Origin of the sequence: Acetobacter fabarum, assembly GCF_029069195.1 — a bacterium.
GTDB classification, from domain to species: Bacteria; Pseudomonadota; Alphaproteobacteria; order Acetobacterales; family Acetobacteraceae; genus Acetobacter; species Acetobacter fabarum_A.
On the sequence record NZ_JARDYK010000001.1, the window covers coordinates 596,943 to 617,519 of the forward strand.

Annotated in this window: 23 protein-coding genes; 7 read left to right on the plus strand and 16 right to left on the minus strand. The window is 56.2% G+C overall.

The window, feature by feature from the left end; translation table 11 throughout:
- The first annotated feature begins 168 nt into the window (after nucleotides 1–168).
- Complete coding sequence (locus tag PY793_RS02780; protein ID WP_275176572.1) at nucleotides 169–1,257, plus strand: AI-2E family transporter; 1,089 nt, start codon at nucleotides 169–171, stop codon at nucleotides 1,255–1,257.
- A complete protein-coding gene (locus PY793_RS02785) occupies nucleotides 1,254–1,961 on the plus strand; it encodes an endonuclease/exonuclease/phosphatase family protein (RefSeq protein WP_275176573.1) in 708 nt (235 codons plus the stop codon). The genes PY793_RS02780 and PY793_RS02785 overlap by 4 nt, the downstream gene beginning before the upstream one ends.
- Here the strand turns inward: PY793_RS02785 and cls are convergent.
- The gene (cls, locus tag PY793_RS02790; protein ID WP_275176574.1) at nucleotides 1,952–3,379 is read right to left on the minus strand and encodes a cardiolipin synthase; all 1,428 of its coding nucleotides are present in this window, start codon (nucleotides 3,377–3,379) and stop codon (nucleotides 1,952–1,954) included. The two genes, PY793_RS02785 and cls, sit on opposite strands and share 10 nt — an antisense overlap.
- A 127-nt stretch (nucleotides 3,380–3,506) precedes the next feature.
- Between cls and PY793_RS02795 the strand changes: the two genes are divergently transcribed.
- Complete coding sequence (locus tag PY793_RS02795; protein ID WP_275176575.1) at nucleotides 3,507–3,830, plus strand: YraN family protein; 324 nt, start codon at nucleotides 3,507–3,509, stop codon at nucleotides 3,828–3,830.
- Nucleotides 3,831–3,892: 62 nt separating this feature from the next.
- On the opposite strand, the gene PY793_RS02800 is transcribed toward PY793_RS02795, so the two are convergent.
- The 9 genes from PY793_RS02800 to purB form a co-directional block, all read right to left on the minus strand.
- Nucleotides 3,893–4,210 (minus strand): hypothetical protein, encoded by a 318-nt coding sequence (locus PY793_RS02800; protein ID WP_275176576.1) that lies wholly within the window; start codon nucleotides 4,208–4,210, stop codon nucleotides 3,893–3,895.
- Between the two features lie 70 nt (nucleotides 4,211–4,280).
- The gene (gene grxD, locus PY793_RS02805; protein WP_275176577.1) at nucleotides 4,281–4,619 is read right to left on the minus strand and encodes a Grx4 family monothiol glutaredoxin; all 339 of its coding nucleotides are present in this window, start codon (nucleotides 4,617–4,619) and stop codon (nucleotides 4,281–4,283) included.
- A 39-nt stretch (nucleotides 4,620–4,658) separates the two neighbouring features.
- Nucleotides 4,659–4,889: a BolA family transcriptional regulator gene (locus PY793_RS02810; RefSeq protein ID WP_275176578.1), complete on the minus strand. Its 231-nt coding sequence runs from the start codon at nucleotides 4,887–4,889 to the stop codon at nucleotides 4,659–4,661.
- Between the two features lie 15 nt (nucleotides 4,890–4,904).
- A complete protein-coding gene (purL, locus tag PY793_RS02815; RefSeq protein ID WP_275176579.1) occupies nucleotides 4,905–7,109 on the minus strand; it encodes a phosphoribosylformylglycinamidine synthase subunit PurL in 2,205 nt (734 codons plus the stop codon).
- Entirely contained in the window at nucleotides 7,106–7,807 is a 702-nt protein-coding gene (purQ, locus tag PY793_RS02820; protein WP_275176580.1) for a phosphoribosylformylglycinamidine synthase subunit PurQ, read from the minus strand. Before purQ ends, purL begins: the two co-directional genes overlap by 4 nt.
- On the minus strand, nucleotides 7,804–8,175 hold the full coding sequence (locus PY793_RS02825) for a Rap1a/Tai family immunity protein (protein ID WP_275176581.1): 372 nt from the start codon (nucleotides 8,173–8,175) through the stop codon (nucleotides 7,804–7,806). Before PY793_RS02825 ends, purQ begins: the two co-directional genes overlap by 4 nt.
- Nucleotides 8,172–8,414, minus strand: a complete 243-nt coding sequence (purS, locus tag PY793_RS02830; protein ID WP_086645965.1) for a phosphoribosylformylglycinamidine synthase subunit PurS — start codon at nucleotides 8,412–8,414, stop codon at nucleotides 8,172–8,174. Before purS ends, PY793_RS02825 begins: the two co-directional genes overlap by 4 nt.
- A 28-nt stretch (nucleotides 8,415–8,442) precedes the next feature.
- Nucleotides 8,443–9,210 carry a phosphoribosylaminoimidazolesuccinocarboxamide synthase gene (purC, locus tag PY793_RS02835; RefSeq protein ID WP_048853840.1) on the minus strand — a complete coding sequence of 256 codons (768 nt, stop codon included), beginning with the start codon at nucleotides 9,208–9,210 and terminating at the stop codon, nucleotides 8,443–8,445.
- A gap of 152 nt (nucleotides 9,211–9,362) precedes the next feature.
- Nucleotides 9,363–10,712: an adenylosuccinate lyase gene (purB, locus tag PY793_RS02840; protein ID WP_275176582.1), complete on the minus strand. Its 1,350-nt coding sequence runs from the start codon at nucleotides 10,710–10,712 to the stop codon at nucleotides 9,363–9,365.
- A 162-nt stretch (nucleotides 10,713–10,874) separates the two neighbouring features.
- Between purB and PY793_RS02845 the strand changes: the two genes are divergently transcribed.
- Genes PY793_RS02845 through PY793_RS02860 form a run of 4 tightly spaced genes read left to right on the plus strand, consistent with a single transcriptional unit; the run spans nucleotide 10,875 to nucleotide 14,535 of the window.
- The gene (locus tag PY793_RS02845; RefSeq protein ID WP_275176583.1) at nucleotides 10,875–11,483 is read left to right on the plus strand and encodes a YjbE family putative metal transport protein; all 609 of its coding nucleotides are present in this window, start codon (nucleotides 10,875–10,877) and stop codon (nucleotides 11,481–11,483) included.
- 50 nt (nucleotides 11,484–11,533) lie between these two features.
- Nucleotides 11,534–13,513: a lytic transglycosylase domain-containing protein gene (locus tag PY793_RS02850; RefSeq protein WP_275176584.1), complete on the plus strand. Its 1,980-nt coding sequence runs from the start codon at nucleotides 11,534–11,536 to the stop codon at nucleotides 13,511–13,513.
- Nucleotides 13,510–14,007: a phosphatidylglycerophosphatase A family protein gene (locus tag PY793_RS02855; RefSeq protein ID WP_275176585.1), complete on the plus strand. Its 498-nt coding sequence runs from the start codon at nucleotides 13,510–13,512 to the stop codon at nucleotides 14,005–14,007. Before PY793_RS02850 ends, PY793_RS02855 begins: the two co-directional genes overlap by 4 nt.
- A gap of 12 nt (nucleotides 14,008–14,019) precedes the next feature.
- Nucleotides 14,020–14,535 (plus strand): CinA family protein, encoded by a 516-nt coding sequence (locus PY793_RS02860; RefSeq protein WP_275176586.1) that lies wholly within the window; start codon nucleotides 14,020–14,022, stop codon nucleotides 14,533–14,535.
- On the opposite strand, the gene PY793_RS02865 is transcribed toward PY793_RS02860, so the two are convergent.
- The 6 genes from PY793_RS02865 to PY793_RS02890 form a co-directional block, all read right to left on the minus strand.
- Nucleotides 14,526–14,843, minus strand: a complete 318-nt coding sequence (locus PY793_RS02865; protein WP_275176587.1) for a hypothetical protein — start codon at nucleotides 14,841–14,843, stop codon at nucleotides 14,526–14,528. The genes PY793_RS02860 and PY793_RS02865 overlap by 10 nt on opposite strands.
- A gap of 51 nt (nucleotides 14,844–14,894) precedes the next feature.
- A complete protein-coding gene (locus PY793_RS02870) occupies nucleotides 14,895–15,386 on the minus strand; it encodes a type II toxin-antitoxin system RatA family toxin (RefSeq protein WP_275176588.1) in 492 nt (163 codons plus the stop codon).
- Complete coding sequence (lipA, locus tag PY793_RS02875; protein ID WP_275176589.1) at nucleotides 15,386–16,360, minus strand: lipoyl synthase; 975 nt, start codon at nucleotides 16,358–16,360, stop codon at nucleotides 15,386–15,388. The genes PY793_RS02870 and lipA overlap by 1 nt, the downstream gene beginning before the upstream one ends.
- A 139-nt stretch (nucleotides 16,361–16,499) precedes the next feature.
- On the minus strand, nucleotides 16,500–17,912 hold the full coding sequence (lpdA, locus tag PY793_RS02880; protein ID WP_275176590.1) for a dihydrolipoyl dehydrogenase: 1,413 nt from the start codon (nucleotides 17,910–17,912) through the stop codon (nucleotides 16,500–16,502).
- 30 nt (nucleotides 17,913–17,942) lie between these two features.
- The gene (locus PY793_RS02885; RefSeq protein ID WP_275176591.1) at nucleotides 17,943–19,205 is read right to left on the minus strand and encodes a pyruvate dehydrogenase complex dihydrolipoamide acetyltransferase; all 1,263 of its coding nucleotides are present in this window, start codon (nucleotides 19,203–19,205) and stop codon (nucleotides 17,943–17,945) included.
- A gap of 11 nt (nucleotides 19,206–19,216) precedes the next feature.
- A complete protein-coding gene (locus PY793_RS02890) occupies nucleotides 19,217–20,572 on the minus strand; it encodes a pyruvate dehydrogenase complex E1 component subunit beta (protein ID WP_275176592.1) in 1,356 nt (451 codons plus the stop codon).
- Between the last annotated feature and the right edge of the window lie 5 nt (nucleotides 20,573–20,577).

Genomic DNA, 20,577 nt, shown 5'->3' on the forward strand with positions numbered 1-20,577 from the left:
TAGTCCTTCAGAACTGGCAAATGAGTTATGATATGTGAAGAGCCTGCACAAAGCCTTTATCCGAACCGGCTGGAAACTCAGTGCGGAATACGCCATATCATACTGCTGATATGCCATGTTCCTGTCAGCAAGACACAAAATTAAGACGTTCGGTGGTTAGTTGCACGCATGACTGATAGTCACACATTGACGGCTGAACGTATTCTCCGGTTTTTATTGCTGGTAGGGATTGCCTATGGCTGCATAGCCGTGCTGGTTCCCTTTTCTTCCGCTCTGCTCTGGGCGGGGGTGCTCACCTATACCACATGGCCTCTTTTCCAGTATTTGCGGCGGAGTATGGGGGCCAATGCGGCCAGCCTGATCATGACGGTCCTGTGCGCTGTATGCGTGGTGTTTCCGCTCGCCCTGCTGGCATCAGCCTGTGTGGCGTCCGGGCCGCGCTGGGCGTTGCAGCTGACAACCCTGTTCGGGCAGGTCAACCAATTGCCTCCCCTCCCGAGATGGCTGGATAACCTGCCTGTTTTTGGGCCGGATATTCATCGCCGCTGGGCGTTGTGGAGCCGTAACCTCGGGTTTGCCGCAGCTGAATTGCGACCGTATGCGGGGGGAATTATCCAGTCTGTTCTTGGCGTGCTCATGCAAATGGCCAGTGGAGCGCTGCATCTTGTAACTGCTTTGTTCATTTCTTTCTTTTTCTGGATCAGCGGTTCCATTTTGTGGGACACGTTGCAGGCTGTTATTTTGCGGATTGCCGGACCGCGGGCCGGGCGGCACCTGTCCATTATTGCCAGTACGGTGCGTGGCACCGTGTATGGCATTCTTGGCACCGCCATTATTCAGGGTATTCTGACCGGACTCGGATTGTGGTTCTTTGGCATGGCCGAGCCGGTTATTCTAGGTGGAATTGCTGCATTTCTGGCGGTATTCCCTGTTGGTGCGCCTCTGGTGTGGATACCGGCCGCGATATGGCTGTTTGTAACCCACCACCAGCTGAAGGGTATTTTGCTTATCGTCTATGGGGTGGTATTTATTTCTGGTGCGGATCATCTCATCCGTCCGCTGTTTATCGCACGCGGTTCCAAGCTGCCTTACCTGCTTACCGTGCTGGGAGTTATAGGTGGATTGTTAGCTTTTGGAGGGGTGGGTATTTTTCTGGGGCCGGTCCTGCTTGCCATCGGCTTTACGCTGACCATGGAATTTGCGCAGGGCGAGCCAGCACGACCACCACTGGATGATACAAGGAATATCGCACCATGAAGAGCCGTCTGGCCCGTTTTGTTGAACGCGCATCCAAAGGGCGACGCAGGCATGTGGCAGCCAATGACACGCCGGGTGTCCGTATTATCAGCTGGAACCTGCTCCGCCGCACGGGGGCGACAGTACATGATGTGGCCGCTCTGATAGAGGCGGAACAGCCGGATATTCTGCTCATGCAGGAAGCTACGGTGGAAATAGACGTGCTGCCAGATGTGATTGGTGGTCATTATGCACGCTCTCCTTTGCCGGGGCGTATTCATGGTGTGGCGTGCTGGAGCCGCATCCCTTTTGCGCGGCCACCACGGGCATGCACCATTCCGTCCGGACCAATCGTTAAACGACACGCCCAGATCATAGATTACCCTCAGTTTTCCTTGGCTAATGTTCATCTTTCACATGGACAGATGCTTAACCGCAGGCAGTTGCGGCGGATCGCATCCTTGCTGTCTGCGCCATGCGCTATTCTGGGGGACTTTAATCTGGTGGGGCCAACCCTTGTTCCGGGATTTGCCGACGTGGGACCAAAAGCTCCGACACATCGTATGATTGACCTCCTGCCCATTCGTCTGGATCGCTGCCTGGTGGAAGGCATGGTCTGTTCGGATGCGCAGGTGCTGCCAGTTTTTGCTTCGGATCATAGGCCAATAGCGGTCACGCTTCAGCCAGAAATGGGCCGACGCACACTGGCTAGTGCTTACAGGTAAGGCATGAACAGTCTGGCAAAGGAATCCCGTATGCGGGTCGGGAAGTTCCGTTTGTCCAGATCATAATGTGTTAGCCGGTGGTTGCGGTGCTGGCATATGAAATCATCCATGATTTCAGCTATGGTGACATCGTATGTTTCCATATTGATCTCAAAGTTCAGACGCAGACTGCGAATATCAAGGTTGGAACTGCCCACAAAAGACCACGCCTTGTCCACTACCATCAGTTTGGAATGGTTAAAGGGTGGATTGGCGTGCCAGACCCGTACTCCGGTGTCCAGCAAGGGGGAAATATTGGCAGCGCAGGCCCAGTCCAGCGGACGATGGTTACTGCGGAGCGGAATAATGATATCGACCTGTACGCCACGCAGGGCGGCTAATCCCAGTTCGGATAAAAAGCGTGCACCTGGTAAAAAATAAGGTGTCATCAACCGTATGCTTTTGCGCGAAAGTGTAATGGCCTGAAGCATGGTATATTCAATTTTTTCCAGATCCGTGTCCGGGCCTGCGGTAACAATTCGGGCCAGAGAACTCCCTTTACTGGTATGTTCTTGCAAAAAGAGATCCCGGTTCAGTTGTTCCCCGGTTGTAAAATACCAGTCCCATGCTGCAACCCGCGCCAACTGGTGCACAACCGGACCTTCAATCCGGAAATGCGTGTCAGATACAGGGTGCCGGGGCTTGCGCGCGACCAGATTGTTATCGGCAATATTGAGCCCCCCCATAAACCCAACGCTACCGTCTACAACCAGAATCTTGCGGTGGTTCCGTAAATTAAGGAACGGCATCCGCCAGGGGAGGAGTGAATGCATGAAGCGCGCACAAGGAACCCCTTCCCTTCTCAGATAACGGTAAATGGGCGATAAAAAATACCCGCTGCCAATACCGTCGACCAGCACACGGACATTGACCCCCCTTTTATGCGCAGCAATCAGCCTGTCTGCGAATAATTGCCCGCTGGCATCATGCCGGAAAATATACGAACACAGCAGAATACTTCTGGTTGCTTTTTCTATGGCGTCCAGCATATGCGGGTATGCACCATCGCCATCATGCAGGCAGGTGATGCTGTTATTGCCAACAACAGGGCGGGTTGTCAGCTTGCCTACCATCAATGCCAGCGGAGCAAACTGACCATCCAGTTCCCTGTTCCATGTGGATAGGTCAGCGCCATCCGGCCTATGTGCCGTTCGGTCCCCTACCAGCTTTTTTGCAAGCCGGGTCACACGGTTGATCCCGAACATAAGATAGAGACCTGTTCCCAGAAACGGCATGAGAACACAGATGCCAATCCATCCGATGGCCGATGATGTATTCCGTTTTGTGAGCAGAATATGCAAACTCACGCCGGTAACCAGACACAGGCGCATACACGCAACAATCAGGACTGTTGTGGCAAACTGGAGATCAAAAAACATGGCAGAGGAAAAGCTTTCACAACAGGCGGCTGGCGTCCACAACATAACGAATAAGTGTTCTGCACAACAGCTTTCAGTCTCCACCGCAAAGCGGGCGAGGGGCTATGCGTCCTACCAGAATGGTCTGATGGCAGAGGAAGCTGTTTGCCGGAAATTGCGGGAGGCAGGCTGGAACATTCTGCTTCAAAGGGCAAAAACACGCAGAGGCGAGATTGATATTGTTGCACAGAATGGCGCAACGATCTGTTTTATTGAAGTTAAACAACGCCAGACATTGCGTGGGGCTGCGGAATGTCTTTCTGCAACACAATCCCGAAGAGTATACAGATCTGCAGAGTGTTTGTTGCAAAGCCACCCACAGTGGCAGTACGAAAACCTGCGATTTGACCTGTTTATGCTGGATGCAAAAGGCCAGATGGCGTGGCTGGAAGATATTATCCGTCAGATGTAAGTCACGGATGGACTAAAGGGCTGCCCTGCCCAGAAACGTGACCTGCCTAAACCAGACTGCATTCAGGTGCGGCGGTGGGGCTTGCTGCTGTGTACCACTGTATGTGCACCAGGATGGTAGCTGACCAGATGCACCATTTTACCATGCTGGGCAGCAGCCAGAACCACCTTGTGCTGTGCATGGCTTACTGTTGCCGTATGGTGTGCAATATGGCGAACATGTGCAACAGGTGGTGGGGCGGTCAGGGAGGCAAAGGTTAATTTGCTGGCTTCCAGATCGGAAAGAACGCGTTCCGCATGCACTGAAGAACTGGTGGCCATTACACTCAGACCAATACCGGCCAGAGCAAAAAGCCCGCGTACAAACGGCACTCGCGTCATTAACCTTAGCCCCCTGATCTTATGTCTGCCTGAAACTATACAAAGCAATTGCAGGCTGACAACCTATAATTCAGGCGGATGCGTTGCAGGCGATGTTTTTTTCCTGCAGCAGTTTTTGCAGCTCACCGGTCTGGTACATTTCGGTCACAATATCGCACCCACCAACAAACTCCCCTTTGACGTAAAGCTGAGGAATGGTCGGCCAGTTGGAATAGTCCTTAATGCCCTGACGCAGTGCGGAATCTGCCAGAACATTGGCAGCTTTGAACGGTACGCCAATCTGCTGCAGGATCTGTACAACGCGGGCAGAAAAGCCACACTGTGGGAAATCAGCATCCCCCTTCATAAAAAGCATGACAGGGTTTGACTCAATATCCTGCTGAATGGTCTGTTTAATGGAATCAGTCATGTGTCTGTTATCCTTGCTCGTGTAGAATCCGGGCTCTGGTCAGGGAGCGGACGTACGGAGGGCCAGCGCATGCAGTTTGCCCCCCATATGTCCTTCAAGCGCGTTATAAACGAGTTGATGCTGCCTTACACGCGGAACATCACGAAAAGCCTCGCTTACAATCGAACAGGAATAGTGATCCCCATCTCCTGCCAGATCATCAATCTTGATCTGGGCATCAGGGAACGCCTTCAGAATATAAGCTTCAAGTTCTGTGGTGGACATGGCCATGATGCTGTCTCTTCCCTATTGGTCCATCAGTGCAGGAAAAAAGGTTTCATGCGCTGATTTAAGGCGTGCAGCAGATATGGTGACGCCGCTGGGTAGAATCAAATCATTTCCACCGGAGCGACCCATCAGACGTGCAGGCACTCCCGCCTGTGCGGCTCTAGCGCAAAAAGACCGGGCATCGGCAACGCATACAAGGTAGCGGGCCTGATCCTCACCAAACCAGAAAGCTTCCGGGCGGATACCTGAATCCGGGCTTTCCAGTTCGCAGCCCGTGCCTGATGCCATGACCATTTCGGCTGCGGCAACCAGAATGCCACCATCGGCAATGTCATGACATGCACTAATCTGGCCTGCCTGAATTTCGGCCCGGACAAAATCCCCGTTCCGTTTTTCTGCCACCAGATTTACCGCTGGCGGTGCGCCTTCTTCACGCCCCAGAATTTCACGCAGCCAGATGGACTGACCAAGTTCGCCTTGGGTTGTGCCAATCAGCACCAGATCGCTATCGGGCTGCATGCCAAGGCCCACGGCAGAGGACACATCATCCAGAACACCAAGACCACCAATGGCGGGTGTCGGCAGAATGGCCTGAGTTGTGCCATCGGGCATCCGGGTTTCGTTGTACAGGGAGACGTTGCCGCTCACGATGGGGAAGTCGAGAACCCTGCACGCTTCTCCCATGCCCTCCAGTGCCGCAATGAACTGGCCCATGATTTCCGGCTTTTCGGGATTGCCGAAGTTCAGGTTGTCCGTCACTGCCAGAGGCCGTGCGCCGGTTGCCGTAATATTGCGCCATGCTTCAGCCACGGCCTGTGCGCCACCTGTGCGCGGGTCCGCCTGACAATAGCGTGGTGTGCAATCCGTGGTCAGCGCAAGACCGAGCTGCGTATTGTCCACCTTGATAATGGCGGCGTCCGCAGCGCCAGGGCGGCGGACAGTCTGCCCCCCTACGGTGCTGTCATACTGGTTCCACACCCATGCGCGCGATGCCAGATCAGGTGAGGCCACAAGCTGGAGCAGCATTGCATCAAGCGAGAGAGGTGCGTGAACACTCCCCAGTTCTGCAGGTTTTTCCGGAGGAATGGAGGGACGGTCATAAACCGGTGCCTCATCAGCCAGAGGGCCAAGTGGAATATCGGCCTCAAGCTGCCCTTTGTGCTTGATGACAATATGGCCGGTTTCGGTCAGATGACCGATAATGGCAAAGTCCAGTTCCCACTTTTCAAAAATCTGGCGTGCCAGTTCTGTCCGGTCAGGACGCAGGACCATGAGCATGCGTTCCTGACTTTCAGAAAGCATCATCTCATAGGCGGTCATGTTGGGTTCGCGCTGGGGTACGGCATCAAGATCGAGCTCAATACCCACGCCCCCCTTGCCCGCCATTTCCACGGCGGAAGAGGTCAGACCGGCAGCCCCCATGTCCTGAATGGCAACAATAGCGTCTGTGGCCATCAGTTCCAGACAGGCTTCGATCAGCAGTTTTTCAATGAAGGGGTCGCCAACCTGCACGGTCGGGCGCTTGGAAAGCGCATCCTCATCAAACTCGGCGGAGGACATGGTGGCACCATGGATACCGTCCCGCCCTGTGCGTGAACCAACATAGACAACAGGGTTGCCAACCCCGGCTGCAGCTGACAGAAAAATACGGTCCTGCCGGGCAATGCCCACGGTCATGGCGTTTACAAGCGGGTTGCCGTCGTAGGCAGGGTGAAAGTTGATTTCTCCCCCGACTGTAGGCACACCTACGCAGTTGCCATAGCCACCAATGCCCCGCACCACGCCATCGACAATGCGGCGGGTGGTGGGGTTTTCGGGGCTGCCAAAGCGCAGGGCGTTCAGGTTGGCAATGGGGCGCGCACCCATGGTAAACACGTCACGCAGAATACCGCCCACACCTGTAGCCGCTCCCTGATAGGGTTCGATAAAGGAGGGGTGGTTATGGCTTTCCATCTTGAAGATGGCAGCATAACCTTGCCCGATATCCACAACGCCTGCGTTTTCGCCCGGTCCATGGATAACCCACGGAGCCTTGGTTGGCAGGCCACGCAGCCATTTGCGAGAGGATTTGTAGGAGCAGTGCTCCGACCACATGACGGAAAAGACACCGAGTTCCGTCAGGCTGGGCGTGCGGCCCATGATAGACAGAACACGGCCGTATTCCCCACCCGTCAGGCCGAATTCACGTGCCAGGGATTCATCAACGGTTACAGGCTTATTCACCGGACAAGAGCCTCCACCAGACCTTCAAACAGCGGCAGACCATCCTCGCCCCCCATCAGCGGATCAACCAGATCCTCGGGGTGGGGCATCATGCCGCAAATACGTTTGTTTTCGCTCAGAACACCGGCAATGCTGTTCACGCTGCCGTTGGGGTTGCTTGTTCTGTCATCCGCGCGCACATGGCCTTTGGCGTCTGCGTAGCGGAATGCAACGCGCCCTTCGCCTTCAATGAGGGCAAGGGTTTGGGCATCGGCAGTATAGTTGCCATCTCCATGCGCCAGAGGAGTGCGGAAGATGTCTCCCTTTTTCCAGCGCCGGGTAAAGGGTGTGCCTTCAATTTCCACGCGCAAATGGCAGTCTTGCGAGAGAAACCTCAGGTCCGCATTACGCAGGAGCGCGCCGGGGAGAAGGTTGCTTTCGGTTAAGATCTGAAAGCCGTTGCACACGCCCAGAATATGCCCACCTTTGGCGGCAAAGTCGCGCACGGCTCCCATAATCGGGGAATGTGCGGCCATTGCGCCACAACGCAGGTAATCACCATAGCTGAAGCCACCGGGCAGCACGACCAGATCCACACCGTTCAGATCTGTCTCGTGATGCCAGATCATGCGTGGGGCCTGCCCGGTCACGCGCCGCAGGGCAATGGCCATATCTCGTTCCCGGTTCGTGCCGGGGAATACGACAATCGCTGCTTTCATTTTTTCACGTCACACGGATAAGAGTCATGCAGGGCGGTAAAAACGCTCTCGCCTACTGGTTTGCCCAGAGAGTCGGAATGCGCTTTTAGCCAGGTGAGCACTTTGGCGCGGATTGCGGCAATGTCTTCGCTGGCGGGCACACAAAAACCCGTGGGGGTTGAGGCGTCACCCGTATTGTGCGCGTTGATCTGGGCAAGAGTGACGCCATCGGTCAGACCGCTCAGATAAGCATCGCACGCGGTGCGGCTGGCCGAGCCGGAACACATCTTGCCAAGCGCTCCTGCCTTCATGGGGGCCAGCCGCTGGGCGTGCGCCAGACCGGGAACAGCCAGCGCACCTGCAAGGGCGATCAGGACAAGGCGCTTCATGCCACAACCTCTACCGAGTAGTCCTCGATCACCAGATTGGCGAGCAGGTTACGGGCCATTTCCCCCGCTTTTTCGTGTGCTTCTTCTGCTTTTACACCATGCAGCTCCAGCTCTATGACCTTGCCAACGCGCACGTCCTGCACGCCCTCAAAGCCCAGTGTGTGCAGTGCGTGACCAATGGCCTTTCCCTGCGGGTCCAGAACGCCGTCCTTAAGCATGACGGTTACACGTACTTTCATTCTCAAACTCCCAAAGTACCCGTAGGGGTTACTGAACTGTTTCTGGGCCCTTCATGTCACCCCCGGCACCATTTTCCGGCAGGATGCCCATGCGGCGTGCAACTTCCTGATACGCTTCCTTCACGTTGCCCAGATCACGGCGGAAGCGGTCCTTGTCGAGCTTCTCGTTGGTACGAAGATCCCACAGACGGCAGTTATCAGGCGAAATTTCGTCAGCAAGAACAATACGCATGTCCTCGCCTTCCCAGCAGCGGCCGAACTCGAGCTTGAAGTCCACCAACTGGATGCCAATGCCGCTGAACAGACCGCAGAGGAAGTCATTCACACGCATGGACATGCCTGTAATATCTTCCAGATCATGCGGGCAGGCCCAGCCAAATGCAATAATGTGATCTTCCGATACCAGCGGATCACCGAGTTCGTCATTCTTGTAATAGAACTCAACAATCGGACGCGGCAGGCGCTGGCCTTCGGGAATGTTGAAACGCTTGGAAATACTGCCAGCGGCAACATTGCGGATGACCACTTCAAGCGGGATAATCTCCACTTCCTTTACCAACTGCTCACGCATGTTGATGCGGCGGATAAAGTGGGTGGGGATGCCGATTTCCTGCAAACGCAGCATCAGGTGTTCGCTAATGCGGTTGTTGAGCACACCTTTGCCGGTAATCACACCGCTTTTGGCACCATTGCCAGCCGTGGCATCGTCCTTGAAGTATTGCACAAGGGTCCCCGGTTCCGGACCTTCAAAGAGGATTTTGGCTTTACCTTCATAAAGCTGGCGGCGACGGGCCATAATGATCCTTACCTGTCGAAATGTGTGCGGGCGGTTGGGTGACCACCCCAAAAAACGGGGGAACCAAGCTGGCGGTTCACCCCTTTATTGCTCCTGTGTTCATAGCAGGCTTCCCGCGTGGAGGATACAGCCTGTGCAAACAGGATTGGCCCTTACTGTTTTGGGCCTGCTTCGCCAAAGATTTTTTCAAACTGGAAGTCCAGCGCCTTCAGGTGCTGGCGGCTATCCATGGCGGCATCAAGCACGTCGGCAGGAATACGGCCCGAAATTTCGGTATCATCGGCCAGATTTTCGCGGAATGTTTTGCCTTCGGGCGTGCCTAGTCTGGTCCATGTCGCCATCGCGTTGCGCTGGACAATACGGTAGGCATCCTCGCGAGACAGCCCGGCTTTTGCCAGAGCCAGCAGGACTTCACCTGAATGTACCACACCGCCAAGGCTCTCGATATTTGCGGCCATGCGGTCGGGGTATACGACAAGTTTGGTGATCATGCCGGACAGGCGGGCAAGGGCAAAGTCCAGACCAATGGTGGCATCGGGGCAGATGTTGCGCTCAACCGAGGAGTGGCTGATGTCACGCTCGTGCCACAGCGCTACGTTTTCCAGTGCGGGAATAACGGCAGCGCGCACCAGACGGGCAAGGCCGGTCAGGTTTTCGGTCAGTACGGGGTTCCGCTTGTGCGGCATGGCAGAAGACCCCTTCTGCCCCGGATGGAAGAATTCCTCCGCCTCGCGCACTTCCGAGCGTTGCAGGTGGCGGACTTCCGTTGCAAGCCGCTCAATGCTGCTGGCAATAACGCCGAGGGTGCAGAAAAAAGCAGCATGGCGGTCACGTGGGATAACCTGGGTGGAAACCGCTTCGGCCTGCAGGCCAAGACGTTCGGCCACATAGGCTTCTATGCGCGGGTCGAGATGGGCATATGTGCCTACAGCGCCGGAAATGGCACAGGTGGCAATTTCGGCCCGTGCTGTTTCAAGGCGGGTTCTGTTCCGGGCGAACTCGGCGTAATGGCCAGCAATCTTGAGACCGAAAGACGTGGGTTCGGCATGGATGCCGTGGCTGCGGCCAATGGTCAGAGTGTGTTTGTGTTCGAACGCACGGGCCTTCAGGGCGGCCAGGGTTTCGTCCAGGTCCCTGAGCAGAAGGTCGGCGGCCTGCACAAGCTGCACGGCAAGGCAGGTGTCCAGCACGTCCGAGGAGGTCATGCCCAGGTGGACAAAGCGGCTTTCCGGACCGACTTTTTCCGCCAGCCAAGTCAGGAACGCAATAACGTCATGCCGTGTTTCGGCTTCGATCTCGTCAATCCGGGCGAGGTCTGCATCGCAAAAAGCAGCCATGGCGGCGTTGCCTTTTTCGCGGACCACTTTGGCGGCTTCCTGGGGGACCGTCCCGTATTCTGCCATGGCTTCGCAGGCCAGAGCTTCGATCTCGAACCAGATTCGATAGCGGTTTTCAGGAGACCAGATTGCGGCCATGACGGGGCGGGTATAGCGCGGAACCATAACGCGAATTCCTTAACCAGAACAGTTTAAACGTCAGACAGGTGGCGTCTCTCTAGCGGATTTCGCGCATGTCGTCTGCCCGCAATGCGGAAAACTTTGACATTTTCTGTCGCGTGCCAGAAATTTGCGCCACTCAATGCGTGTTCTGGAATCGGAGTTATTGTGGCCAACCTATTTGATTCTGCCAGTTTTCCGGCAGTTGCCGCCCTCTTGCAGGTTGTGCTGATTGATGTGACGCTGGCCGGGGACAACGCAGTTGTCATTGGTATGGCCGTGCGTTCACTTGGTGGGGCGCAGCGGCGCAAGGCCATCTGGGCTGGCGTGGGGCTGGCTGCGGTTACCAGGGTGCTGCTGGCACTTGTGGCGGTCAAGCTGCTGAGCATTGTCGGTCTGACACTGGCTGGCGGGCTGCTTCTGCTATGGGTCTGCTGGCGCATGTACCGTGAGATGCGGCACAGCCATGCCGCTGATGGAGAGGCCGGGAGCGCGCCGGGCAGCCTGCGTTCGGCCATTATCAAAATCCTGATCGCTGATTTGTCCATGAGTCTGGATAACGTGCTGGCCGTGGCCGGGGCTGCGCGTGAACATCCCGGTATTCTGGTCATGGGGCTGGCCCTGTCTGTTGTGCTTATGGGGTTGGCGGCCTCCCTGATTGCGCGGCTGCTTGAACGGTATAAATGGATTTCGTGGGTAGGGTTGCTGGTTGTACTTGCCGTTGCCGTGGAACTGATTGTGAGTGGTGGCGGAGAGGTGTGGGGCCACCTCTCCTGAGCCTGACAAAAGAGCTTGCCAAATTGCAAGAAACCCGTTGAATTCCGGGTATGACCCGTTCTTACCCTTCATGGCGGCGGCAGCTTGTTGCCGCAGTATCTCTGGTCGGGTTTTCCCTGACTGCCTGCTCCGGTCCATCTGCCCAGCAGGTATCTGCGTCTGGGGCGAGTACGGGAGCGGCCGATGTAGTTGCTCCTGCCCGTAGTCCCATGCAGACTGGCAGCCTGAACGACCGGTTGGATATATGGCTCCGCCTTGTCGGGCCAACACATGCAAGCGCTCAGGATTACGCCGATTTTTTGCAGTCTGGCAGTGTATGGCCACGCTGGTCGGTGTTGACCCTGCGTATGCAGCAGGCTCTGGCGGGTGAGACGGATACTCAGGTTCTGGCGCGTCTGTGCCATACCCAAAAACTGACCTATGCCCCGGCACTGGTGCAATGTGCTGCCCAACTACCAGATGATAAGCCTCTCCAGCAGCAACTGGCGGCCGAAGCTGTAACCGCATGGACCAATGGGAACGATACACCCGCAGCAGCTACCGCGTTGGCAGGCGCGTTCGGGGCAAGTCTTACTCCCCAGAGTTCATGGTTACGTTTTGACCGGCAGGAACGCACAGGGCTGCTCACTGCCGCTCAGCAGACCCTGCCTTATCTTTCCGCCAGCGGGCAGTCTCTGGCGCAGGCCCGGCTTGCGTTAAGAAACAATGACGCAACGGCGCGCTCCCAATTTGATGCCCTCCCCGCTTCTGCGCGCACGGACTCATGGCTTGTGCTGGATCTGGCGCGCTGGCTGCGCAAGCAGCAACGCTATGATGAGGCGGTTGCCTTATGGAAAGCTGGAGCCATTGAAGCGGAAAGAACAACCCGCTCCAAACTGTTCTGGCGCGAGCGTGACGGGCTGGCCCGTGAGCTGATCCAGCAGAATCGACCCGGAGATGCCTTTGCCGTGGCGAATGACACGGTTGCTCAGGATGAGAGCCGTTTAGAGGCTGTGTTCCTGAGCGGGTGGATTGCGCTGCGGTTGCAGCATGATGCTGCAACCGCAGAGGATTTTTTCCGTCAGCTTACTGAATCCTCTTCACTTATTACACGCAGCCGTGGATTTTACTGGCTTGGCCGCGCTCGCGCCACTGCGGGCAATATGGTTGCGGCTCAGGCGGACTGGACACGCGCCACGGCTTACCCCGGTACCTATTATGGTCAAATGGCGGCGGCAACTCTGGCAGGTCAGGCCAATGCCCTGTTAGAGCCGGAGCAGGTGCCAGCCTTGATCGTGCAAAATCTCAGGCAGGCGGATAACGCAATCCTCCCTACCTCTGAAGAGATACTGCCAATGGGTAACGACCTGCTTCTGGCAGCTCTTCGGCTGGCGGCCATGGGGGATAAAGACCACGCGCGCGATTTTTTGAATCTCTTTGAAAAACAGGTGACACAGACACCGCAGCGTCAGGCGCTTTCATCTCTGGCATTGCGTCTGGGCGTACCCGATATTGCCGTAACCATAGCACGCCATGCCGGGCGGGACGGTGTCTTTATGCTGCGTTCGGGCTGGCCCCTGCCCTATACACCGCCCCAGAGCAACCTGCCCAGGGATTTTGTCATGGGACTTATACGGCAGGAAAGCAGCTTTAACCCCGATGCAGTCAGTTCCTCCAATGCAATAGGCCTTATGCAGATCAAGCCTTCCACTGCGGCGGATATGGTGCGGGCAGCCGGTGTGGCACCATCTGCGGCGACGGCTTTGGGGCTGAGGGATGCGCAAAATAATATGCAACTGGGTACGGCCTATCTGCTCCATTTGCAGGATCGGTTTGGTCCCATAGTGCCCTACATGGCCGCAGCCTATAATGGTGGCCCCACCCGGCTGGCCAGATGGCTGGCTACGGCAGGTGACCCCGCGCATAATGGGAGGGAAATGGAGCGGATGATCGACTGGGTGGAAAATATTCCCTATGCCGAAACACGTAATTACGTACAACGTGTGTGGGAAAACATGATTGTTTACAAAGCGTTAGGAACGTCGGAATGACCCCCGCCCGCCTGATCGCAACTTTTGGAGGCTGCGGCCTGTTCCCCCGTGCGCCCGGCACGGTTGGGTCGCTTGCAGCGCTGCTGGTCGGGCTGCCTTTGTTAAAGCGGCCCCGCATGCTGGTTTGCGCTGCTATGGCGGCAACCCTTGTGGGCTGGTGGGCCACAGCCCGTGCGGGTGAAGGAGAAGACCATAGCTGGATTGTGATTGATGAAGTGGCGGGGATGTGGATCGCTCTGCTGGCCTGTTTGCCCGACAGTCATCAGGATGAGGCCGCAACCAAAGCCACACACCGGCTGTTATGGCCCATTGTAGCGTTTGGTCTGTTCCGGTTGTTTGACATTACTAAACCAGGCCCCATAGGAGCGCTGGACAGGCGGCACGATGCCATTGGCGTTATGGGGGATGATGTTCTGGCAGGGTTTGCCAGTGCTGGCTGTGTGCGGGTACTGCGTAAAATATGGACCTGCGGAAATAAAACAGTGAGCAAGTAAAGAGGGTTGAACATGCGTGAACAGGCAGATGTGTATGGTCCCGCAGTTTTAGCCGAGGCTGCGCGTGTTCTGACTCTGTTGCGCGTAGCAGGTCTCCGGATTGTTACAGCCGAAAGTTGCACAGGTGGGCTGGTTGCAGGGGCGCTAACGCATTTCGCCGGGTCGTCAGATGTGACCGAAGGCGGGTTTGTGACCTACTCCAACGGCATGAAGCAGGCGGTGCTGGGCGTGCAGGCAAGCACATTGGCTGCACACGGTGCGGTAAGTGCGCAAACGGTTGAACAGATGGCCGAAGGGGCGCTTGGTGCCTGCCAGGGCGCTGGTGTTGCTGTGTCTATTTCCGGCATTGCAGGGCCAGGAGGGGGGGGTGCAGGCAAGCCGGTTGGTCTGGTCTGGTTTGCTACCGCGCTGCGTGGAGATGCAACCTGTACAGACCAGCAGATATTTGCCGGGGACCGGGCACAGGTGCGTGAACAGGCTGTGTTACATGCCTTAGCGCTTGTGTCTGCCCGGTTGGCTCATCTGTAAACGGATTGCTGCCTGTCTGCCGGGTTATAAACGGACGTTGCCTGTAAATCGGGGGCCAGAACGCCAGTGCCTTTGGCTATGGTGCCACCCTGCAATGCCGGGGGTGTGGCGGATATGGTCGGCTGGGAACATTGTCTATGCGCCAGACTGTGGGCGTTTAATGTATTCGTAGTCTTGGTCTTGGCATCGCCGGATATCAGGTTTTTGGAGCCTGTGCGCTCTGCCTGTGGTGGCGCGGTGTCTGCCATGGTCTGAGCGACAGGTGTGAACATTCCTCCAAGCAGAAGCAGATAAAACAGTCTGGGCATGTGGTAATCCCCTGTGTTCAGATTCCGGGTTCTGCACAATGGAGGCGGAGGTCAGGTTGTTTTCTGCCCAGAAAGAGCGGCGGACGTTGCTGTGGCACCAGCTTGCAGGCTGGGGGGGCCATAAACTTCTTTGGCGCGCTTGATAAAAGCGGAGACCATAAGACGGGTTGCCTCGGTAAAGACCACACCAATAGCTGCTTGCAGAATACGGGAGTTGAATTCAAAATCGACAAAGAAATCGACCTGACAACCACTCCCGTGGGGCGTGAACTTCCACACATTGCGCAGGTAGCGGAACGGGCCACGCTCGTAGCGTACGGTAATGGTGGAGGGGCGGTCCAGTGTAACGCGGGAGGTAAAGCTCTCCCTGAACGGGCCAAAGCCTATGGTCAGGTCGGCAACAAGTTCTGTTTCGGTGCGGCTGCGCAGGCGTGCGGAGACACACCAGGGTAGAAAAGCCGGATAATGTGTAACGTCCGCAACCAGATCAAAAATCTGGTCTGGGCGATAGGGCAGAACACGCGTCTCTGCGTGTTTAGGCATTACAGAATCTCCTTCAGGCGCATGTTGCGTGCTTCGCGCAGTTGCGCAAAATCTGTGTCGGCATGGTAGGAAGAGCGCGTAAGGGGGCTGGAACTGATCTGCAAAAACCCTTTTACGCGCGCCATGGTGCCGTATTCCTCGAATTCTTCTGGTGTTACAAAGCGTGCTACGGCAGCGTGTTTGACCGTGGGCTGCAAATACTGCCCCATGGTTATAAAATCCACATCAGCGATACGCAGATCATCCATGACCTGAGCGAGTTCCATTTTTTCTTCTCCCAAGCCCAGCATCAGCCCGGATTTGGTAAAAATGGAAGGGTCAAGTTGCTTGACCCGGTCCAGAAGGCGCATGGACTGGTAATACCGTGCACCGGGCCGGATGGTGGGATAAAGGCGTGGCACGGTTTCCAGATTATGGTTGAACACGTCCGGGCGTGCTTCAACAACCACTTCCAGAGCCTTGTCTTTACGTAAAAAATCTGGCGTCAGGATTTCAATGGTCGTGTCGGGGGACGTTGCGCGTATGGCGGCAATGACACGCGCAAAATGCCGCGCGCCACCATCGGCCAGATCATCCCGGTCCACAGAGGTAATAACCACATGGCGCAGCCCCAGTTTGGCCACAGCTTCGGCCACACGTTCTGGCTCGCCCTCATCCAGTGGATTGGGCAAACCAGTGCTGACATTGCAGAATGCACAGGCCCGGGTGCAGATTTCCCCCATGATCATCATGGTGGCGTGGCGCTGTGACCAGCACTCCCCAATGTTGGGGCATGCGGCTTCCTCACACACTGTGACCAGCTTGTTGTCACGCATGAGGGTGCGTGTTTCGTGGTAAGTCGGGTTGTTGGGGGCTTTAACGCGTATCCACTCCGGCTTGCGGGCAATGGGGTTGTCCGGCCGATGGGCTTTTTCGGGGTGCCGTAACCGGCTTGTCCCGCTTTTTCGATGATCAATCTCGACACGAGTAGACATGACTTCGCCCATTTATACCCAAAGAGTGCAGATAGAACTGGAATGCCCCTGCATGCACGTCAAGGCGTTGGAGAGGCGATCACCGGGAATGGGGCATCAAACCCGCGAGATTGATGCCCTACCCTTTTGAAAACAGAGGCTAAAAGTGCAAAGCGCCATCATAGGCCGCAAGAACAGCCTCATGCATGGATTCAGAAATGGTCGGATGCGGGAAAATGGTTTCCACCAACTCTGCTTCCGTTAATTCCCCTGTGCGGGCAATAACGTACCCCTGAATCATTTCAGTCACTTCCGCGCCAATCATGTGTGCGCCAAGAAGTTCGCCTGTCTGGGCATCAAAAACCGTTTTGATCAGCCCATCGGGCTCACCCATTGCAAGGGCTTTGCCGTTGGCCAGAAGGGGGAATCTGCCTACACGTACCTTGTAGCCTGCCTCCAGAGCTTTTGCTTCCGTGTAGCCAACCGAGGCAATCTGTGGGCGGCAGTAAGTGCAGCCGGGTATTTTTGTCGGGTCAATGGGGTGAACTTTTCTGCCTGCAATGGCTTCTACACACATCACGGCTTCATGGCTGGCCTTGTGGGCAAGCCATGGTGCCCCGGCCAGATCGCCAATGGCATACACACCAGGTTCACCGGTACGGCAAAGCGCGTCTGTGACCACATGTGTCCGGTCGATCTGGATTTTAGTCCCTTCCAGCCCGATTTTTTCTACATTACCAACAATGCCAACGGCAGAAATTACCCGTTCAGCAAGCAGTGTATCGGTTTTGCCATTGACGGTAACAGGAATGCTGACCCCGGTTGCCGTTTTCTGCAACGTGCCAATTTTGGCGCCTGTCAGTACGCGCATGCCCTGCTTTTCAAAAGCTTTGCGTGCAAGCTGGCTTATTTCCACATCTTCCACCGGCAAAATGCGCTCGGCAACTTCAACCAAGGTCACGTCCGCACCCATGTTGCGGTAGAAGGATGCAAACTCGGTGCCGATAGCGCCAGAGCCAATAACCACAAGGCTTTTGGGCATGGTTTCTGGCACAAGGGCTTCCTTGTAGGACCAGATGAATTGACCATCCGGCTCCAGCCCCGGCAGCACCCGTGCGCGCGCGCCCGTCGCCAGAATAACGTGCTGGGCGGTGAGCGTAGTAGGGGCTGCCCCATCCTTGCTGACGAGTACTTTGCGGCGTCCGTTGGCTAATGTGCCGTCCAACTGGCCGTGGCCATCAAAAACCGGAACCTTGTTTTTTTTAAGCAGATGCGCAACGCCTGCGGACAACTGCTTGGACACAGCCCGCGAGCGGGCAACAATTTTTTTAAAATCAAAGCTTACGCCATCAGCCTTAAACCCATAGGCAGGCAGATCGTGCAGCAGGTGATTGATTTCCGATGCCCGAAGCAGCGCTTTGGTGGGAATGCACCCCCAGTTAAGGCAGATGCCACCAAGATGCCGGGCTTCGACCACCGCTACGGAAAGTTTAAGCTGGGCGGCGCGCAGGGCGGCAACATACCCGCCCGGCCCGCCACCAATGATGATCACATCAAAATCTGTCTGGCTCATGATGCCAAATTTCTCCCGCAAAAGGCCGCGTTACAGAACAAGAGCCAGAGGTGCCTGCACAATGTTACGGAAGGCCGAGAGCCATCTGGCTGCCATGGCCCCATCCACCGCACGGTGATCGACAGAGAGCGTTACAGTCATGACTGTAGCAATTTTAATCTCATCACCACTCACAACGGGCTGCCTTTTACCTGCGGCAATGGCCAGAATGGCGGCCTGAGGGGGATTAACAATAGCTGCAAATTCCTTGACGCCAAACATCCCCATATTGGAAATGGAGAACGTGCCGCCCTGAAACTCTTCCGGCTTCAGCTTGCCTGCTCTGGCGCGGGAGACCAGAGATTTGGCCTCCTGACTGATCTGCTTCAGGCTTTTGCGGTCAGCTGCCCGCACAATGGGGGTGATCAGCCCATCATCAAGGGAAACCGCTACCGAAATATTTGCATCTTCATGCAAGATCATGGCGTCTTCCGTAAAGGAGGCGTTGACTTCGGGCACCTGCTTGAGAGCGAGAGCTGCGGCCTTGATCAGCATGTCATTCACCGACAGCTTGAACGCATCCTGCCCTTCATCGTGGGACAGGGCATTGAGCTGTGAGCGTAATGCCATAAGTGCATCCAGTTCCACATCCATGGAAACATAAAAGTGCGGAATGGTCGCCTTGGATTCACTCAACCGGCGGGCAATTACCTTGCGCATGGTGGAGTGTGGCACCGTACGGCTTGCTCCCGTGGGGAGTGGCGTCCCTGCCTGCGTACCGGGTTTGGGCGTGGCTGCGGGCTGTGTAGTGGCAGATTCCACATCGCGTTTGACAATGCGCCCGTTAGGCCCTGTTCCCTTGACGGTGGACAGATCCACATTTTTTACCGCGGCAATACGGCGTGCCAGCGGGGAGGCAACAATGCGGTTAACCGGGTGCACTGCCTGCGATACGGCTGCTGGAGGAACCGGTGCATTTGTAGTTACACTGGGCGGGGTAACAGCACCTGCCTGCGTGGGGGCCGTGGCCGCGCTGGTGGAAGATGGTGCGGCAGATGCTGGTATGGCCTCCCCTTCCTCCACCATAATGGCGATGGGAGTATTGACTGCAACGCCCTCGGTCCCTTCGGGAACAAGGATGCGGCCAAAAATACCATCTTCAATGGCTTCAATCTCCATTGTGGCCTTGTCGGTTTCGATCTCGGCCAGAACATCGCCATTGCTGACCGTATCTCCCTCTTTTTTCAGCCAGCGGGCAATCTTGCCCTCTGTCATGGTGGGAGAGAGGGCGGGCATCAGAATTTCAATTGCCATCTTTCATCACCTCAGATCAGGCTGCGCACGGCTTTAACGACGTGCTCAGACTGTGGCAGGGCCAGTTTTTCCAGATTGGCGGCAAATGGCATGGGCACATCTTCGCCCGCTACACGTACGGGTGGTGCATCCAGCCAGTCAAAGGCATGTTCGATAACCTGCATGCTCACTTCGGATCCAATGCCAGCAAACGGCCAGCCTTCTTCCACCGTAACAAGTCGGCTGGTCTTTTTAACACTGTTGACAATTGTGGCCGTATCCAGCGGACGAATGCTGCGCAGGTTGATCACTTCGGCTTCAATCCCCTGTCTGGCAAGTTCGGCTGCCGCATCCAGCGCCGTACCTACTGCAATGGAGAAGGCAACGATGGTGACATCAGTCCCCGCACGTTCGATCTTTGCCTTGCCAATGGGCAGAATGAAGTTTTCATCAATCGGGCAAGGGAACTTCTGTCCGTAAAGAATTTCGTTTTCCAGCACGATCACCGGGTTGGGATCGCGGATAGCTGCGCGCAAAAGGCCTTTGGCGTCTGCCGCAGACCAGGGGGCAACAACCTTGAGCCCCGGCACATGGCCGTACCAGCTTGCATAACACTGTGAATGCTGGGCACCCACGCGTGCAGCAGCACCATTAGGACCACGGAATACAATAGGACAGCCCATCTGCCCGCCGGACATATACAGCGTTTTGGCAGCGGAGTTGATAATGTGGTCAATGGCCTGCATGGCGAAGTTCATGGTCATGAACTCGACAACAGGCTTAAGTCCTGTCAGGGCCGCCCCCACGGCCATGCCGGTAAAACCATGTTCGGTAATGGGCATGTCCAGCACGCGCTTGTCGCCAAATTCCTGCAGCAGACCTTGCGAGATTTTGTAAGCCCCCTGGTATTCGGCCACTTCCTCACCAAGCAGGAAGACGTCTTCATCACGGCGCAGTTCTGCCGCCATGGCGTCGCGCAGGGCTTCACGTACGGTAATGTCTCGCGTTTCCCCCCAGTCCTGCTCAGGCTCGCTTGTGCTCAGTGGCATGGCAGGCGTGGTTGCGGGCGGAGCCGTGCTGGCTGCGGGTGCTGGCGCGCTGGTGGCAGGGGCATCGCTCACGGCATCGGTGTCGGGCACGGCCTCACCATCTTCAACTACAATGGCTATGGGGGTGTTGACGGCAACCCCTTCGACCCCTTCGCCGATCAGCACACGACCAAGAAGACCATCTTCAATGGCTTCAATCTCCATTGTGGCCTTGTCGGTTTCGATCTCGGCCAGTACGTCACCAGCGGTAATGGTATCCCCTTCTTTCTTCAGCCAGCGGGCAATCTTGCCTTCTGTCATGGTGGGGGAAAGGGCGGGCATTAAAATTTTAGTTGCCATAATCT

Excerpts from the sequence above, each read along its gene's own strand:
- PY793_RS02780 (WP_275176572.1), top strand. The coding sequence starts at position 169 with ATGACTGATAGTCACACATTGACGGCTGAACGTATTCTCCGGTTTTTA.
- PY793_RS02785 (WP_275176573.1), top strand. The coding sequence starts at position 1,254 with ATGAAGAGCCGTCTGGCCCGTTTTGTTGAACGCGCATCCAAAGGGCGA.
- cls (WP_275176574.1), bottom strand. The coding sequence starts at position 3,379 with ATGTTTTTTGATCTCCAGTTTGCCACAACAGTCCTGATTGTTGCGTGT.
- PY793_RS02795 (WP_275176575.1), top strand. The coding sequence starts at position 3,507 with ATGGCAGAGGAAGCTGTTTGCCGGAAATTGCGGGAGGCAGGCTGGAAC.
- PY793_RS02800 (WP_275176576.1), bottom strand. The coding sequence starts at position 4,210 with ATGACGCGAGTGCCGTTTGTACGCGGGCTTTTTGCTCTGGCCGGTATT.
- grxD (WP_275176577.1), bottom strand. The coding sequence starts at position 4,619 with ATGACTGATTCCATTAAACAGACCATTCAGCAGGATATTGAGTCAAAC.
- PY793_RS02810 (WP_275176578.1), bottom strand. The coding sequence starts at position 4,889 with ATGGCCATGTCCACCACAGAACTTGAAGCTTATATTCTGAAGGCGTTC.
- purQ (WP_275176580.1), bottom strand. The coding sequence starts at position 7,807 with ATGAAAGCAGCGATTGTCGTATTCCCCGGCACGAACCGGGAACGAGAT.
- PY793_RS02825 (WP_275176581.1), bottom strand. The coding sequence starts at position 8,175 with ATGAAGCGCCTTGTCCTGATCGCCCTTGCAGGTGCGCTGGCTGTTCCC.
- purS (WP_086645965.1), bottom strand. The coding sequence starts at position 8,414 with ATGAAAGTACGTGTAACCGTCATGCTTAAGGACGGCGTTCTGGACCCG.
- purC (WP_048853840.1), bottom strand. The coding sequence starts at position 9,210 with ATGGCCCGTCGCCGCCAGCTTTATGAAGGTAAAGCCAAAATCCTCTTT.
- purB (WP_275176582.1), bottom strand. The coding sequence starts at position 10,712 with ATGGTTCCGCGCTATACCCGCCCCGTCATGGCCGCAATCTGGTCTCCT.
- PY793_RS02850 (WP_275176584.1), top strand. The coding sequence starts at position 11,534 with ATGACCCGTTCTTACCCTTCATGGCGGCGGCAGCTTGTTGCCGCAGTA.
- PY793_RS02855 (WP_275176585.1), top strand. The coding sequence starts at position 13,510 with ATGACCCCCGCCCGCCTGATCGCAACTTTTGGAGGCTGCGGCCTGTTC.
- PY793_RS02860 (WP_275176586.1), top strand. The coding sequence starts at position 14,020 with ATGCGTGAACAGGCAGATGTGTATGGTCCCGCAGTTTTAGCCGAGGCT.
- PY793_RS02865 (WP_275176587.1), bottom strand. The coding sequence starts at position 14,843 with ATGCCCAGACTGTTTTATCTGCTTCTGCTTGGAGGAATGTTCACACCT.
- PY793_RS02870 (WP_275176588.1), bottom strand. The coding sequence starts at position 15,386 with ATGCCTAAACACGCAGAGACGCGTGTTCTGCCCTATCGCCCAGACCAG.
- lipA (WP_275176589.1), bottom strand. The coding sequence starts at position 16,360 with ATGTCTACTCGTGTCGAGATTGATCATCGAAAAAGCGGGACAAGCCGG.
- lpdA (WP_275176590.1), bottom strand. The coding sequence starts at position 17,912 with ATGAGCCAGACAGATTTTGATGTGATCATCATTGGTGGCGGGCCGGGC.
- PY793_RS02885 (WP_275176591.1), bottom strand. The coding sequence starts at position 19,205 with ATGGCAATTGAAATTCTGATGCCCGCCCTCTCTCCCACCATGACAGAG.
- PY793_RS02890 (WP_275176592.1), bottom strand. The coding sequence starts at position 20,572 with ATGGCAACTAAAATTTTAATGCCCGCCCTTTCCCCCACCATGACAGAA.